This is a genomic window from Bradyrhizobium sp. Pa8 (assembly GCF_052588265.1).
The window spans coordinates 5315091-5329960 of sequence record NZ_CP176767.1 but is presented as its reverse complement, the minus strand read 5'-3'; the positions used below and the strand labels follow the sequence as shown (position 1 = coordinate 5329960).

Below are 14870 nucleotides of genomic sequence, written 5' to 3'. Positions count from 1 at the left end.
AGAAATGACCAAGCTCATCATCGACGGCAAAGAGATCGATGTCCCCGCCGAGTATACGCTGCTCCAGGCGTGCGAAGCCGCGGGCGCCGAGATTCCGCGTTTCTGCTATCACGAGCGGCTGTCGATCGCCGGCAATTGCCGGATGTGCCTCGTCGAAGTGAAGGGCGGCCCGAAGCCGGTCGCGAGCTGCGCCTGGGGCGTGCGCGATTGCCGTCCGGGTCCCAAGGGCGAGCCGCCGGAAATCTCCACGCGGTCGCCGATGGTGAAGAAGGCGCGCGAAGGCGTGATGGAATTCCTTCTGATCAACCATCCGCTGGACTGCCCGATCTGCGACCAGGGCGGCGAGTGCGACCTGCAGGACCAGGCGATGGGTTATGGTGTCGACACCAGCCGCTTCGCCGAGAACAAGCGCGCGGTCGAGGACAAGTACCTCGGCGCGCTGGTCAAGACCTCGATGAACCGCTGCATCCAGTGCACGCGCTGCGTCCGCTTCTCGGCGGAAGTCGCCGGCGCCCCCGAGATGGGCGCCACCGGCCGCGGCGAGGACATGGAGATCACGACCTATCTCGAGCACGCGCTCACGTCCGAATTGCAGGGCAACCTCGTCGACATCTGCCCGGTCGGCGCGCTGACCTCGAAGCCCTATGCTTTTGCGGCGCGCCCGTGGGAGCTCGGCAAGACCCAGTCGATCGACGTGATGGACGGCATCGGCTCGGCGATCCGCGTCGACACCCGAGGTCGTGAGGTGATGCGCGTGCTGCCGCGCATCAACGAGGCCGTGAACGAGGAGTGGATCTCCGACAAGACCCGCCATGTCGTCGACGGCCTGCGCACCCAGCGTCTCGACCGGCCCTATATCCGCGAAGCCGGCAAGCTGCGCGCGGCGAGCTGGCCCGAGGCCTTCGCCGCGATCACCGCGAAGGCGGCGCGTACCGACGGCAAGCGCATCGGCGCGATCGCCGGCGACCTCGCCGGCGTCGAAGAGATGTTCGCGCTGAAGGACCTGCTCGCCAAGTACGGCTCGGGCAATCTGGCCGTGCAGGGCGGCGACGCCTTCGATCCCGCGCTCGGCCGCGGCTCCTACATCTTCAATCCGACGCTGGTCGGCGTCGAGCAGGCCGATGCGCTGCTCATCATCGGTGCCAATCCGCGCAAGGAAGCGGCCGTGTTCAACGCCCGCATCCGCAAGCGCTGGCGCGCCGGCGGCTTCAAGGTCGGCGTGATCGGTGCCAAGGTCGACCTGACCTACGACTATGATCATCTGGGTGCAGGCACCGAGACGCTCGGCGAGCTCGCGGCCGGCAAGCACTCCTTCATGGACGTGCTGAAGAACGCCAAGCACCCGATCATCCTGGTCGGCGCGGGCGCGGCCTCGCGTCACGACGGCGCCGCCATTCTCGCCGCCGCCGCCAAGCTCGCGCTCGATGTCGGCGCGGTGAAGGACGGCTGGAACGGTTTTGCCGTGCTGCACGAGACCGCCTCGCGCGTCGGTGCGCTCGATATCGGCTTCTCCGCCACGGCAGGTGGCCTGAACGCCGCGCAAATGACGACCTTCGGCACGTTGGACCTGCTGTTCCTGCTCGGCGCCGACGAGATCAAGCCGTCGGACGGCACTTTCGTCGTCTATATCGGCACCCATGGCGACCGCGGTGCGCATCGCGCCGACGTCATCCTGCCGGCCGCCGCCTACACCGAGAAGTCCGCGATCTACGTCAACACCGAAGGCCGCGTGCAGATGACCGGCCGCGCCGCGTTTCCGCCGGGCGAAGCCCGCGAGGACTGGGCGATCGTGCGCGCCCTGTCGGAAGCGCTCGGCAAGAAGCTCGGCTACGACTCGCTGTCGGCGCTCCGCCAGGCGATCTTCAAAGCCGTGCCGCACCTGATCCGTCTCGACCAGATCGAGGCCGGCGCCGCCGACCAGATCAGGAAGCTGGCAGGGAAGGGCGGCTCGCCGGAGAAGGCACCGTTCAAGCCGGCGATCGAGGACTTCTATTTGACCAACCCAATCGCGCGTGCGTCCGCCGTGATGGCGGAATGCTCGCGGCTTGCCTCCGGGCAGATGCTGACCGCAGCGGAGTGAGCCGATGGAATTCTTCGAAAGCGCATTCTGGACCGGTTTCCTCTGGCCGCTGATCATCATGGTCGCGGAGAGCGTCCTGGTGCTCGTCGTCCTGCTGGTCGCGATCGCCTACATCCTGCTCGCCGACCGCAAGATCTGGGCGGCGGTGCAGATCCGCCGCGGCCCAAACGTGGTCGGCCCCTGGGGCCTGCTGCAGTCCTTCGCCGACCTGCTGAAGTTCGTGCTGAAGGAGCCGATCATCCCGTCCGGCGCCAACAAAGGCGTATTCCTGCTGGCGCCGCTGGTGTCCTGCGTGCTCGCGCTCGCCGCCTGGGCGGTGATCCCGACCAATCTCGGCTGGGTGATCTCCGACATCAATGTCGGCGTGCTCTTCATCTTCGCGATCTCGTCGCTGTCGATCTACGGCATCATCATGGCCGGCTGGTCGTCGAACTCGAAATACCCGTTCCTGGCCGCGCTGCGCTCGGCCGCGCAGATGGTGTCCTACGAGGTCTCGATCGGCTTCGTCATCATCACGGTGCTGCTCTGCGCCGGCACGCTGAACCTGTCGGCCGTGGTCGAGGCCCAGCATGCCCGTGGCCTCGCCAGCCTGATCGGGTTGCCGCAGCTCACCATTCTGAACTGGTATGTGTGGCCGCTGTTCCCGATGTTCGTGATCTTCTACGTCTCGGCGCTGGCGGAAACCAACCGTCCACCCTTCGACCTCGTCGAAGCTGAATCAGAGCTCGTCGCCGGCTTCATGGTCGAATACGGCTCGACGCCGTATCTGCTGTTCATGCTCGGCGAGTATGTCGCGATCGTCACGATGTGCGCGCTGGCCACGATCCTGTTCCTCGGAGGCTGGTTGCCGCCGGTGGATCTGCCGCCCTTCAACTGGGTGCCGGGGATCATCTGGTTCTCGCTCAAAGTGTTCTTCATGTTCTTCCTGTTCGCGATGGCAAAGGCGATCGTGCCGCGCTACCGCTACGACCAATTGATGCGCCTCGGCTGGAAGGTGTTCCTGCCGCTGTCGCTGGCGATGGTGGTCGTGGTGGCCGGTGTGCTGCATTTCGCCGGCATCGCGCCGAAGTGAGGGCCGTCATGGGTATCAACATCAACGCCACCGCACGCTCGCTCCTGCTGTCGGAATTCGTCTCGGCGTTCTTCCTCGCCATGCGCTATTTCTTCCAGCCGAAGCCGACGCTGAACTATCCCTTCGAGAAGGGCCCGATCTCGCCGCGCTTCCGCGGCGAGCATGCGCTGCGCCGCTATCCGAACGGCGAAGAGCGCTGCATCGCCTGCAAGCTGTGCGAAGCCATTTGCCCGGCGCAGGCCATCACCATCGAGGCCGGCCCGCGCCGCAACGACGGCACCCGCCGCACCGTGCGCTACGACATCGACATGGTGAAGTGCATCTATTGCGGCCTCTGCCAGGAGGCCTGTCCGGTCGACGCCATCGTCGAAGGTCCGAACTTCGAGTTCGCGACCGAGACCCGTGAGGAACTGTTCTATGACAAGGCCAAGCTGCTCGCCAATGGCGACCGCTGGGAACGCGAGATCGCGAAAGCGATCGAGCTCGACGCGCCGTACCGGTGAGATGAGAGCATGATCCTTCCCGCGCTGTTCTTCTATCTCTTCGCCGGCGTCTGCGTCGCCTCGGCGGTGATGGTGATTGTCTCGCGCAATCCCGTACACTCCGTGCTGTACCTGATCCTGGCCTTCGTCAACGCCTCCGGCCTGTTCGTGCTGATGGGCGCCGAATTCCTCGCGATGATCCTGATCGTCGTCTATGTCGGCGCCGTCGCGGTGCTGTTCCTGTTCGTGATCATGATGCTCGACGTCGACTTCCTCGAGCTGCGCGAGGGCTTCATCGAGTACCTGCCGGTGGGCCTCGTTATCGGCGGCATCTTCCTGTTCGAGCTGCTGCTCACCGTCGGCTTCTGGGTCATCAACCCCGGCGTCTCCAAGACGATCACGGCGGCGATCCCGACCAATGTCAGCAACACCGAGGCGCTCGGGCTCGTGCTCTATACGAAGTACATCCACTACTTCCAGCTCTCGGGCATGGTGCTGCTGGTCGCCATGATCGGCGCCATCGTGCTGACGCTGCGCCACAAGGCGAACGTGAAGCGGCAGGACATCAACGTTCAGAATGCACGCACGCCCGAAATGGCGATGGCGATGCGCAAGGTGGCGTCGGGGCAGGGGCTCCAGGACAGCGACGCGGCGGAGTGGGTGAAATGACGATCGGGCTCGGACATTATCTGGCGGTCGGCGCGATCCTGTTCACGCTCGGGATCCTGGGCATCTTCCTGAACCGCAAGAACATCATCGTCATCCTGATGTCGATCGAGCTGATCCTGCTCTCGGTCAACATCAACCTCGTGGCATTCTCGACGTTCCTCGGCGACATCGTCGGCCAGGTCTTCGCGTTGCTGGTGCTGACTGTTGCGGCTGCGGAAGCCGCGATCGGTCTCGCCATCCTGGTAGTCTATTTCCGCAACCGCGGCTCGATCGCGGTTGAGGACGTCAATCTGATGAAGGGCTGAGCTCAGTCATGGTTCAGGCGATTGTCTTTCTGCCTCTGCTGGGCGCCATCCTTGCTGGCCTGATCGCGCTGTTCGGCGCGCATGCCCGCAACCCCTCGGGTGACGAGGTCGAGCATCACGGTGACCATGGGCACGGCGACGCCCACGCGGCGGTCGCCCATGATGATCATGGCCACGACGATCACGCGCATGACGACCACGGCCCGGTCGAGCCGCCGGCCGCGGGCTCGCGCGGTGCCGAGCTGATCACGACCGCGCTGCTGTTCGTCTCGGCGGCGCTGTCCTGGATGACGCTGGTCGATGTCGGCTTCATGCATCACGACATGCGCATTCCGCTGTTGCCCTGGATCCTCTCCGGCGACCTCCAGGTCTACTGGGCGCTGCGGGTCGACACGCTCACCGCTGTCATGCTGGTGGTGGTGACGACCGTGTCCTCGCTCGTGCACCTCTATTCCATCGGCTATATGGACGAGGATCCGTATCGGCCGCGCTTCTTCGGCTATCTCTCGCTGTTCACGTTCGCCATGCTGATGCTGGTGACGGCCGACAACCTGGTGCAGCTGTTCTTCGGCTGGGAAGGCGTCGGTCTGGCGAGCTACCTGCTGATCGGCTTCTGGTATCAGAAGCCGTCGGCGAACGCGGCGGCGATCAAGGCCTTCGTGGTCAACCGCGTCGGCGATTTCGGCTTCGCGCTCGGCATTTTCGCGATCTTCATGCTGACTGCCTCGACCGATTTCGAGACCATCTTCCACCAGGCGCCGAGCCTGACCGGCAAGACCATCGACTTCCTCGGCTGGCATGCCGACGCGCTGACCCTGACCTGCCTCCTGCTGTTCATGGGCGCGATGGGCAAGTCGGCGCAGTTCCTGCTGCACACCTGGTTGCCGGACGCGATGGAAGGCCCGACCCCGGTCTCCGCGCTGATCCACGCCGCGACCATGGTCACCGCCGGCGTGTTCATGGTGGCGCGCCTGTCGCCGCTGTTCGAGCTCGCCCCGAACGCGCAGGCCGTCGTGATGTTCTTCGGCGCCACCACGGCGTTCTTCGCCGCCACGATCGGCCTCGTCCAGAACGACATCAAGCGCATCGTCGCGTACTCGACCTGTTCGCAGCTCGGCTACATGTTCGTGGCGATGGGAGCAGGGGCCTATTCGGTCGGCATGTTCCACCTGTTCACGCACGCCTTCTTCAAGGCGCTGCTGTTCTTGGGTTCCGGCTCGGTGATCTACGCGATGCACCACGAGCAGGACATCCGCAACATGGGCGGCCTCTGGCGCAAGATCCCCTACACCTATGCGGTGATGGTGATCGGCACGCTGGCGCTCACGGGCTTCCCGCTCACGGCGGGCTATTTCTCCAAGGACGCCATCATCGAGTCCGCCTACGCCTCGCATAATCCGTTCGCGATGTACGGCTTCCTGATGACGGTCGTCGCCGCCGGCCTGACCTCGTTCTACTCCTGGCGCCTGATCTTCAAGACCTTCCACGGCGAGCCCCATGACGAGCATCACTACGAGGCCGCGCATGAGGCTCCGCTCTGGATACTGATCCCGATCGGCGTTCTCGCGGTCGGCTCGATCGTCGCGGGCTTCCCGTTCAAGGAGCTGTTCGCCGGTCACGGCGTCGAGGAGTTCTTCCGCGAGTCCGTGAAGATGAACCCGCACATCATCGAGGAGATGCACCACATCCCCGAGACCATCGCCTTCCTGCCGACGGTGATGATGGTGCTGGGCTTCCTGGTGTCGTACCTGTTCTACATCCGCCGGCCCTATCTGCCGGTCGAGCTCGCGAACACCCAGCCGATGCTGTACCAGTTCCTGCTCAACAAATGGTATTTCGACGAGCTCTACGATCTCATCTTCGTCCGTCCGGCGAAGTGGATCGGCTATCAGCTCTGGAAGAAGGGCGATGGCTTCATCATCGACGGCCTCGGCCCCGACGGTATCTCGGCCCGCGTGCTGGACGTCACCCGCAACGTCGTCAAGATCCAGACCGGCTATCTCTATCACTACGCGTTCGCCATGCTGATCGGCGCCGCCGGCCTGATCACCTGGTTCATGTTCGGCTTTGGAGGCCAGTAAATGACAACCTGGCCAATCCTTTCGGTCACGACGTTCCTGCCGCTTGTTGGCGCGCTGATCGTCTATCTCAGCCGCGGCGATGACGAGGCGGCCCGGCGCAATGCGCGCTGGATCGCGCTGTGGACCACGCTGATCACCTTCGCGGTGTCGGTGATCCTGGTGATGCGCTTCGATCCGTCGAGCGCCGACTTCCAGTTCGTCGAGAAGGCGAACTGGCTCGCCACCGGCATCACCTACCACATGGGTGTCGACGGCATCTCGCTGCCGCTGGTGATCCTGACCACCGCCATCATGCCGTTCTGCATCATCGCGAGCTGGAAGGCGATCACCAACCGCGTCCGCGAATACATGATGGCGTTCCTGATCCTGGAAACGCTGATGATCGGCACCTTCTCGGCGCTCGATCTCGTGCTGTTCTACCTGTTCTTCGAGGGCGGCCTGATCCCGATGTTCCTGATCATCGGCGTCTGGGGCGGTCCGCGCCGGGTCTACGCGTCGTTCAAGTTCTTCCTCTACACGCTGCTCGGCTCGGTGCTGATGCTGCTCGCCATCATGGCGCTGTACTGGAACGGCGGCACCACCGACATCCCGACCCTGATGCACACCGCCGTGCCGCGGTCGCTGCAGACCTGGGCGTGGCTCGCCTTCTTCGCCTCGTTCGCGGTGAAGATGCCGATGTGGCCGGTGCACACCTGGCTCCCCGACGCCCACGTCGAGGCGCCGACCGCGGGCTCGGTGGTGCTGGCTGCGATCCTGCTGAAGATGGGCGGCTACGGCTTCCTGCGCTTCTCGCTGCCGATGTTCCCCCTGGCCTCGCACGACTTCGCCCCGCTGATCTTCACGCTCTCGGCCATCGCCATCATCTACACCTCGCTGGTCGCCCTGATGCAGGAGGACATGAAGAAGCTGATCGCGTACTCGTCAGTGGCGCATATGGGCTTCGTCACCATGGGCATCTTTGCCGGCACCATGCAGGGCGTCGCCGGCGGCATGTTCCAGATGATCTCGCACGGCATCGTCTCCGGCGCGCTGTTCCTCTGCGTCGGCATCGTCTACGACCGCCTGCACACCCGCGAGATCGCGGCTTATGGCGGCCTCGTCAACCGGATGCCGCTCTACGCGCTGACCTTCATGGTCTTCACCATGGCCAATGTCGGTCTGCCCGGTACCTCCGGCTTCGTCGGCGAGTTCATGACACTGCTCGGCACCTTCAAGGTCTCGATCCCGACCGCGTTCTTCGCCACGACAGGCGTGATCCTGTCGGCGGGCTATGCGCTGTGGCTCTACCGCAAGGTCGTGTTCGGGGCGCTGGTCAAGCCGTCGCTGACGAGCATGAAGGATCTCACTTTCCGCGAGTGCGTGACGCTGTTCCCGCTGATCGCGCTGACGATCCTGTTCGGCGTCTATCCGAAGCCGGTGCTCGATATGTCGGCCGTCTCGGTCCAGCAACTCGTCAACAATTACAACACCGCTGTGACGGCCGTGAAGGCCGCCGCACTGCTCCAGTGATCGGGCAGGTCAGGATATCGCCATGAGCTTTGAGACTGCAGGTTATCAACTGGCGCCGGTGCTGCCCGAGATTGTGCTCGCGGTCGGCGCGATGGCACTCTTGATGCTGGGGGCCTATCGCGGGCAGGGGACCACCAAGACCGTCACGACGCTTGCGGTCCTGCTGCTGGTCGTGGTCGGCGTGCTCGTCTACGCGCAGCCCGCGGGCAAGCACGTCACCTTCGGCGGCAGCTTCATCGTCGACGATTTTGCCCGCTTCATGAAGATCCTGGCCCTGATCGGCTCGGCGGTGACGCTGGTGCTGTCGACCGAGTTCCTGTCGGACCCGTCGCGCCGGATCTTCGAATACGCGATCCTGGTGCTGCTCTCGACGCTCGGCATGATGGTGCTGATCTCGGCCGGCGATTTGATCTCGCTCTATCTCGGCCTCGAGCTGATGTCGCTCGCGCTCTATGTCGTGGCGGCCTCGAACCGCGACAACGCCAAGTCGACCGAAGCCGGCCTGAAGTACTTCGTGCTCGGCGCGCTGTCATCGGGCATGCTGCTGTACGGCTCCTCGCTGGTCTACGGCTTCACCGGCACGGTCAGCTTTACCGGCATCGCGGCAGCCGCGACGGTCTCGAATATCGGCCTGGTGTTCGGCCTCGTCTTCCTGCTCGCCGGCCTGTGCTTCAAGGTCTCGGCTGTGCCGTTCCACATGTGGACGCCTGACGTCTACGAGGGCGCCCCGACGCCGGTGACCGCCTTCTTCGCCTCGGCGCCGAAGGTGGCCGCGCTCGCCGTCTTCACCCGCGTCACGCTGACCGCGTTCCCCGGCATCGTCTCGCAGTGGCAGCAGATCCTGGTGTTCGTGGCGATCGCCTCGATGGCGCTCGGCTCTTTCGCCGCGATCGGCCAGACCAACATCAAGCGCCTGATGGCCTATTCCTCGATCGGCCACATGGGCTTTGCCCTGGTCGGCCTCGCCTCCGGCACGGTCGAGGGCGCGCAGGGCGTCTTGATGTACATCGTGATCTATGTGGCGATGACGCTCGGCTCGTTCTCTATCATCCTCGCGATGAAGCGCAACGGCCAGGCCGTGGAGCAGATCAGCGATTTCGCCGGCCTGTCGCGGACCAATCCGCTGCTCGCCTTCATGTTCGCGATGCTGCTGTTCTCGCTCGCCGGCATCCCGCCGCTCGCCGGCTTCTTTGCCAAATGGTACGTCTTCGTCGCCGCCATCAAGGCGAACCTGTTCACGCTCGCCGTCATCGGCGTGCTGACCAGCGTGGTGGGAGCCTACTACTACCTCAGCATCGTTAAGACGATGTATTTCGACGAGCCGGCCGGCCAGGTCGATCCGGTGCGCGTCGAGGTGAAGACGGTGCTGGCGGTCGCGGGCCTGTTCAACATCCTGTTCGCGCTGTTCGCGGGCCCGGTGGTGAGCGTCGCCTCCGCAGCGGCAAAGTCGCTGTTTTAGGATGGGGTTCGCGCTCGGTCCTCGCGCACTCTCGGCGGGCTACAAGCTCGCAGCTTTCGAACGGACCGGCTCGACCAACACCGACGCGATCGAGCACGCACGGGCCGGCGAACGCGGCCCGATGTGGTTCGTGACGTCGGACCAGACCGCCGGCCGCGGCCGCCGCCAGCGCGCCTGGATCGCGCCAAAGGGCAATCTCGCCGCCAGCGTCCTCGAGGTCCTGGAAATTGCGCCTGCGGTTGCCGCCACCATCGGGTTTGCGGCGGGGCTTGCGGAAGAGGCTGCCCTGGAGAAGGTCAGCCTCGAGGCCGCATTGCGGCTTGGTCCCGACCGGCCCAGATACGCCCTGAAATGGCCGAATGACGTCCTCGCGGGCGGCAAGAAGCTGGTCGGCATTGGCCTCGAAGCCGAGGCTATCGGCGATCGTCTCGCCGTCGTCGTCGGCATCGGTACCAACGTCGTGGCGGCGCCGGAGGGGACGCCGACACCGGCCGTTTCGCTGGCCGCACTCGGCGTCCAGATCAGCGCGGAAGAGCTGTTCTCGGCGCTGTCCGACGCCTGGGTCGAGTTCCTCGGCATCTGGGACAATGGCCGCGGCTTTGCGGAGATCCGCAAGCTCTGGCTGGAGCGCGCCTGCGGCCTCGGCGAACGGGTCGCGATCAACACAGGAACGATGACGCTGGAAGGCATTTTCGACACCATCGACGACACCGGCTGCCTGATCGTCCGCACCGTTGACGGCCGACGCCTGCCGGTGGCGGCCGGCGAGGTGTTCTTCGGCTCGGCCGCCTCCGTGGGAGCTGCGTGATGGCACGGCCTGACGAACTGGTATTTGCGCCGCTCGGCGGCGTCGGCGAGATCGGCATGAATTTGTCGATCTACGGCCTCGGCAACCGCCAGCAGCGCGCTTGGCTGGCGGTCGATCTCGGCGTCTCCTTCGGCGACGAGGAGCATCTGCCGGGCATCGACCTGATCATGCCCGACATCAGCTTCCTGGAGAAGGAACGCAAGAATCTGATGGGCCTGGTGCTCACCCACGCCCATGAGGACCATTTCGGCGCCATCATCGACCTCTGGCCGAAGCTGAAATGCCCGATCTATGCCACGCAGTTCAGTGCGGCGCTGTTCGAGGCCAAATGCGCCGCCGAGCGCAACGCGCCGAAAATCCCGGTGACGGTGGTGGCGTCGGGCGGCCGCGTCGATATCGGCCCGTTCAACGTCGAGTTCATTCCCGTCGCGCATTCGATTCCTGAGGCGCACGCGCTGGCGATCCACACTGACGCCGGCACGGTGCTGCACACCGGCGACTGGAAGATCGACCCGACCCCGACGCTCGGGAGCCCGACCGACGAAAAGCGGCTGCGCGAACTCGGCGAGGAGGGCGTGCTCGCCCTGATCGGCGATTCCACCAATGCCGTGCGTGACGGCCGCTCGCCCTCGGAAGCCGAGGTCGCGCGAACCATCATCGATCTGGTCAAGGCCGCCAAGGGCCGCGTCGCGGTGACGACCTTCGCCTCCAACGTCGCGCGCATCAAGGCCGTCGCCGCCGCGGCCAGGGCTGCCGATCGCGAGGTCGTCGTGGTCGGCCGTGCCATGGAGCGCGTGGTGCAGGTCGCGCGCGAGACCGGCTATCTCGACGGCGTGCAGAATTTCCGCTCGCCCGAGGTCTACGGCCATCTTCCGCAGGACAAGGTGCTGGCGCTGTGCACCGGCAGCCAGGGCGAGCCGCGCGCGGCACTGGCGCGCATCGCCAATGACGACCATCCCGAGATCACGCTCAACCGCGGCGACAGCGTGATCTTCTCCTCGCGCACCATCCCGGGCAACGAGAAGGCCGTCGGCTCGATCATCAACAATCTGGTGCTGCAGGGCGTCGAGGTCCTTACCGACCGCGACCATCTGGTCCACGTCTCCGGCCATCCCCGCCGCGACGAATTGCGCGACATGATTGCCTGGACCAAGCCGCAGCTCCTGATCCCCGTCCATGGCGAGGCGCTGCACCTGAACGAGCATGCCAAGCTCGCGCGCGCCGCCGGCGTGCCGCGCGTCCTGGTCGTTCGCAATGGCGACCTGATCAAGCTTGGCCCGGGCGATCCCGGCATCATCGGCGAGGTGCCCTCCGGTCGTCTCTACAAGGACGGCACGATCTTGGAGGACTCCAAGTCCCGCGCCGTGGTCGAGCGCCGCCGCATGGCTTTCTCCGGCTGCGCCTTCGTCGCGGTCGCGATGACGGAGCAGGGCGAGCTTGCCGACGATCCCGAGGTCGATCTCGTCGGCATTCCCGAGAAGAACCGGGACGGCGAGCCCTTCGACGACCTCGTCTTCGACGCAGTGGTCTCCACCATCGAGGGCCTGCCCAAGGCGCGCCGCCGCGATGCGGATGCCCTGGCTGAGTCGGTGCGACGCGCTGTCCGGGCCGTCATCAACGAACATTGGGGCAAAAAGCCCCCCTGTCTGGTACACGTCCTGACAGTGTAATTTGGGCATGATCTTTTCGGAAAACCGCCTCACACTTTTCCGGATCATGCCCTGAGGGAGAAGAACATGCTGGGCCGGCTCAACCATGTGGCGATCGCCACAAAGGACGCCATCAAGGCTGCCAAGATCTATGGCGCGGCGTTCGGGGCGCAGATCTCGGAGGCGGTCGCGCTGCCCGAGCATGGCGTCACCACCGTGTTCGCGACGCTGCCCAATACCAAGATCGAGTTCATCGAGCCGCTCGGCGAGGCCTCGCCGATCGCGAAGTTCCTCGAGCGCAATGCCGACGGCGGCATCCATCACATCTGCTACGAGGTCGTCGACATCATCGCCTCGCGCGACACCCTGGTGAAGGAGGGAGCGCGGGTGCTCGGCGACGGCGTGCCGAAGATCGGCGCCCACGGCAAGCCCGTGCTGTTCCTGCACCCGAAGGATTTTTCCGGGGCGCTGGTCGAAATCGAGCAGGCGTAGGGCGCCGGATCATGGCCATCCAGATATCGACCGCGCTTGCGATCTACTTCGTCATCTGGTGGATCGCGCTGTTCCTGACGCTGCCGTTCGGCGTGCGCAGCCAGCACGAGGACGGCGTCGGCGCGCCCGGCACCGACCCCGGCGCACCGATCCTGACGCGGATGAGAGGCAAGCTGATCTGGACCACGATCATCTCGGCGATCATCTACGGGATCGGCATAGCGGCCTATCATGCCGGCTATCTTTCGATCGAGCGCTTGTCCAAATTGATGGGAATGCCGTTCTAGAGCTATCGCTCGCTGGAGCGGAGGCTATCGTATTCGTGAGCGGTTTCCCTGCGACGCATCCTTCGAGACGCCCGGCTTTGGCGGGCTCCTCAGGATGAGGACGGGGTGCGGGGCAGCAGTTTCAACGGGCACCGATATCCGTTAGCCTCATCCTGAGGAGACCGCGAAGCGGTCGTCTCGAAGGACGAGGCGTGCGCGTGCTTTGTCCTGCTTGGAATTTTGTGCTTGTTTTATTGGGGGAACGAATGACTTTTCAGCGGATCGTCGTCGCGCTTCTGGTGCTGATCGTCGCCGGCCTTGGCGCCATCGGCTATTTCGAGTGGAAGATGGCCGTACAGGTCCGAACGCTGAAGGCGTTCGTCGAGGGCTCTGTCTTCAACGAAGCCGTGATGGCCTGCGAGCAGGCCAAGAGCTCGACGCCGTTCAAGTGGAACGGGGGCAAGAGCACCTCGGTGATCGGCCTGAACTCGGTCAAACTGGACAAATACACCGTCAGCGCCAGCTACACGCTGGTGGCGGACAGCATCTATTGTGATTACGATCCCATCAAAAGAAAGGCCGAGATCGGCTCGAGCTTCCTGGAGCGGGAGTAACGATCCGGCCATGCCAAGAGCATGATCCGGAAAAATGCGAAGCGGTTTTCCGATAAGATCATGCTCAAATACCAGGGGTGGGATCGTCATGGCGCAGGGGCGGGCGGGGGACTATCGGATTCTGCATGAGGCGGCGCTGCGGGATTATCTCGCAAGCGTGGCGGACCTGAAGGCGCTTCTGGGCGGCGATCCAGCCACCTGGCCGATCACCGAAGTGGGCGACGGCAATCTCAATCTCGTCTTCATCGTCAAGGGCACGCACGGCGGCGTCGCCGTGAAGCAGGCGCTGCCCTACGTCCGCCTCGTCGGCGAGAGCTGGCCGCTGCCGCTGTCGCGGGCCCATTACGAGTATCTAGCCTTGTCGAAGCAGGCCCAGCTCGCGCCCGGCCTCGTGCCGGCCCTGCTGCACCACAACGAGACACTGGCGTTGACCGTGATGGAGCTGCTCGAGCCCCACATCATCATGCGCAAGGGGATGGTCGCCGCAACGCAATATCCCGGTTTCGTGGACGACATCACCACCTTCATGGCGCGCACCCTGTTCTTCACCTCCGACCTCGCCCTGTCGGCGGCCGAGAAGAAGCAGGGCATCGCCGCCTTTGCCGGCAACCACGCGCTCTGCAAGATCACCGAGGATCTGATCTTCACCGATCCCTACCGCATTGCCGAGCAGAACCGCTGGACCGCGCCTTATCTCGACGACCTCGCCGCAGAGCTGCGCGATGACATGGAGCTGCATGTCGCGATCTCCCGGTTGAAGCTGAAGTTCATGGCAAGCCCCGAGGCGCTGCTCCACGGCGATCTCCACACCGGCTCGATCATGGTGACGGAGAGCCAGACGCGCGTGATCGATCCCGAATTCGCGTTCTACGGCCCGATGGGATTCGACGTCGGCGCCGTGCTCGCGAACCTCCTGATGGCCTATTTCGCCTCCGCCGGCCACGAACGTTCGCCGGGCGAGCGGCGCGAATTCGAGGGCTGGGTGCTGGAGATGGTCGAGAAGGTCTGGAGCGAGTTCGCCCGTAAGTTCCTCGATCTCTGGCGCGCTGGCGCCACCGGCGATGCCTATCCGGTCACGCTCTTCGCCGGCGAGAAGGGCGCCGCACGCCTGGGAGCCGAGCGGCAGGCTTACATGCAGCGGCTGTTCACTGACACCGTCGGCTTCGCCGCCGCCAAAACCCTCCGCCGCATCTTCGGCCTGGCCCACAACATCGATTTCGAGCTGATCGAGGACCCGAAGAAGCGCGCGATCAGCGAGGCCCGCGCCGTGCGGCTGGCGAGGGCGATGATGGTGGAGGCGGGGGCATTTCCGAACATCTCGGACGTCACCGTCGCAGCGCGAAAACTGCGCGATTGGCAGCCGGAGTTTGCGACCGGCTAGGGG

The 14870-nt window shown here is 64.8% G+C and carries 14 protein-coding genes; all 14 read left to right on the top strand.

Annotated elements, in window-relative coordinates; genetic code table 11:
• Nucleotides 1-4: 4 nt before the first annotated feature.
• The 14 genes from nuoG (at nt 5) to mtnK (ending at nt 14867) form a co-directional block, all read left to right on the top strand.
• Nucleotides 5-2080, top strand: a complete 2076-nt coding sequence (nuoG, locus tag ACKWRH_RS24765; protein ID WP_445215652.1) for an NADH-quinone oxidoreductase subunit NuoG — start codon at nt 5-7, stop codon at nt 2078-2080.
• A gap of 4 nt (nt 2081-2084) precedes the next feature.
• Nucleotides 2085-3152 (top strand): NADH-quinone oxidoreductase subunit NuoH, encoded by a 1068-nt coding sequence (gene nuoH / locus ACKWRH_RS24760; RefSeq protein ID WP_063982981.1) that lies wholly within the window; start codon nt 2085-2087, stop codon nt 3150-3152.
• A gap of 14 nt (nt 3153-3166) precedes the next feature.
• Complete coding sequence (nuoI, locus tag ACKWRH_RS24755; RefSeq protein ID WP_027529879.1) at nt 3167-3655, top strand: NADH-quinone oxidoreductase subunit NuoI; 489 nt, start codon at nt 3167-3169, stop codon at nt 3653-3655.
• Between the two features lie 9 nt (nt 3656-3664).
• The gene (locus tag ACKWRH_RS24750; protein WP_445215651.1) at nt 3665-4303 is read left to right on the top strand and encodes an NADH-quinone oxidoreductase subunit J; all 639 of its coding nucleotides are present in this window, start codon (nt 3665-3667) and stop codon (nt 4301-4303) included.
• Nucleotides 4300-4608 (top strand): NADH-quinone oxidoreductase subunit NuoK, encoded by a 309-nt coding sequence (gene nuoK, locus ACKWRH_RS24745; protein ID WP_008547737.1) that lies wholly within the window; start codon nt 4300-4302, stop codon nt 4606-4608. The genes ACKWRH_RS24750 and nuoK overlap by 4 nt, the downstream gene beginning before the upstream one ends.
• A gap of 8 nt (nt 4609-4616) precedes the next feature.
• The gene (nuoL, locus tag ACKWRH_RS24740; protein WP_445215650.1) at nt 4617-6689 is read left to right on the top strand and encodes an NADH-quinone oxidoreductase subunit L; all 2073 of its coding nucleotides are present in this window, start codon (nt 4617-4619) and stop codon (nt 6687-6689) included.
• Complete coding sequence (locus ACKWRH_RS24735; RefSeq protein ID WP_445215649.1) at nt 6690-8198, top strand: NADH-quinone oxidoreductase subunit M; 1509 nt, start codon at nt 6690-6692, stop codon at nt 8196-8198. It begins immediately after the preceding gene.
• A gap of 22 nt (nt 8199-8220) precedes the next feature.
• Nucleotides 8221-9657 (top strand): NADH-quinone oxidoreductase subunit NuoN, encoded by a 1437-nt coding sequence (gene nuoN, locus ACKWRH_RS24730; protein WP_445215648.1) that lies wholly within the window; start codon nt 8221-8223, stop codon nt 9655-9657.
• A 1-nt stretch (nt 9658) separates the two neighbouring features.
• Complete coding sequence (locus ACKWRH_RS24725) at nt 9659-10465, top strand: biotin--[acetyl-CoA-carboxylase] ligase (protein WP_445215647.1); 807 nt, start codon at nt 9659-9661, stop codon at nt 10463-10465.
• On the top strand, nt 10465-12135 hold the full coding sequence (locus tag ACKWRH_RS24720; protein ID WP_445215646.1) for a ribonuclease J: 1671 nt from the start codon (nt 10465-10467) through the stop codon (nt 12133-12135). The genes ACKWRH_RS24725 and ACKWRH_RS24720 overlap by 1 nt, the downstream gene beginning before the upstream one ends.
• 66 nt (nt 12136-12201) lie before the next feature.
• Entirely contained in the window at nt 12202-12606 is a 405-nt protein-coding gene (mce, locus tag ACKWRH_RS24715; RefSeq protein WP_445215645.1) for a methylmalonyl-CoA epimerase, read from the top strand.
• Between the two features lie 11 nt (nt 12607-12617).
• Nucleotides 12618-12893 (top strand): DUF1467 family protein, encoded by a 276-nt coding sequence (locus ACKWRH_RS24710; RefSeq protein ID WP_028155944.1) that lies wholly within the window; start codon nt 12618-12620, stop codon nt 12891-12893.
• Nucleotides 12894-13138: 245 nt separating this feature from the next.
• Nucleotides 13139-13486, top strand: a complete 348-nt coding sequence (locus ACKWRH_RS24705) for a hypothetical protein (protein ID WP_445215644.1) — start codon at nt 13139-13141, stop codon at nt 13484-13486.
• An 88-nt stretch (nt 13487-13574) separates the two neighbouring features.
• Complete coding sequence (mtnK, locus tag ACKWRH_RS24700) at nt 13575-14867, top strand: S-methyl-5-thioribose kinase (protein ID WP_445215643.1); 1293 nt, start codon at nt 13575-13577, stop codon at nt 14865-14867.
• The last annotated feature ends 3 nt before the right edge of the window (nt 14868-14870 follow it).

Coding starts and splice junctions, on each gene's coding strand:
- ACKWRH_RS24705 (WP_445215644.1), top strand. CDS start 13,139: ATGACTTTTCAGCGGATCGTCGTCGCGCTTCTGGTGCTGATCGTCGCC.
- nuoL (WP_445215650.1), top strand. CDS start 4,617: ATGGTTCAGGCGATTGTCTTTCTGCCTCTGCTGGGCGCCATCCTTGCT.
- ACKWRH_RS24725 (WP_445215647.1), top strand. CDS start 9,659: ATGGGGTTCGCGCTCGGTCCTCGCGCACTCTCGGCGGGCTACAAGCTC.
- nuoH (WP_063982981.1), top strand. CDS start 2,085: ATGGAATTCTTCGAAAGCGCATTCTGGACCGGTTTCCTCTGGCCGCTG.
- mtnK (WP_445215643.1), top strand. CDS start 13,575: ATGGCGCAGGGGCGGGCGGGGGACTATCGGATTCTGCATGAGGCGGCG.
- nuoK (WP_008547737.1), top strand. CDS start 4,300: ATGACGATCGGGCTCGGACATTATCTGGCGGTCGGCGCGATCCTGTTC.
- nuoG (WP_445215652.1), top strand. CDS start 5: ATGACCAAGCTCATCATCGACGGCAAAGAGATCGATGTCCCCGCCGAG.
- ACKWRH_RS24710 (WP_028155944.1), top strand. CDS start 12,618: ATGGCCATCCAGATATCGACCGCGCTTGCGATCTACTTCGTCATCTGG.
- ACKWRH_RS24750 (WP_445215651.1), top strand. CDS start 3,665: ATGATCCTTCCCGCGCTGTTCTTCTATCTCTTCGCCGGCGTCTGCGTC.
- ACKWRH_RS24735 (WP_445215649.1), top strand. CDS start 6,690: ATGACAACCTGGCCAATCCTTTCGGTCACGACGTTCCTGCCGCTTGTT.
- ACKWRH_RS24720 (WP_445215646.1), top strand. CDS start 10,465: ATGGCACGGCCTGACGAACTGGTATTTGCGCCGCTCGGCGGCGTCGGC.
- mce (WP_445215645.1), top strand. CDS start 12,202: ATGCTGGGCCGGCTCAACCATGTGGCGATCGCCACAAAGGACGCCATC.
- nuoN (WP_445215648.1), top strand. CDS start 8,221: ATGAGCTTTGAGACTGCAGGTTATCAACTGGCGCCGGTGCTGCCCGAG.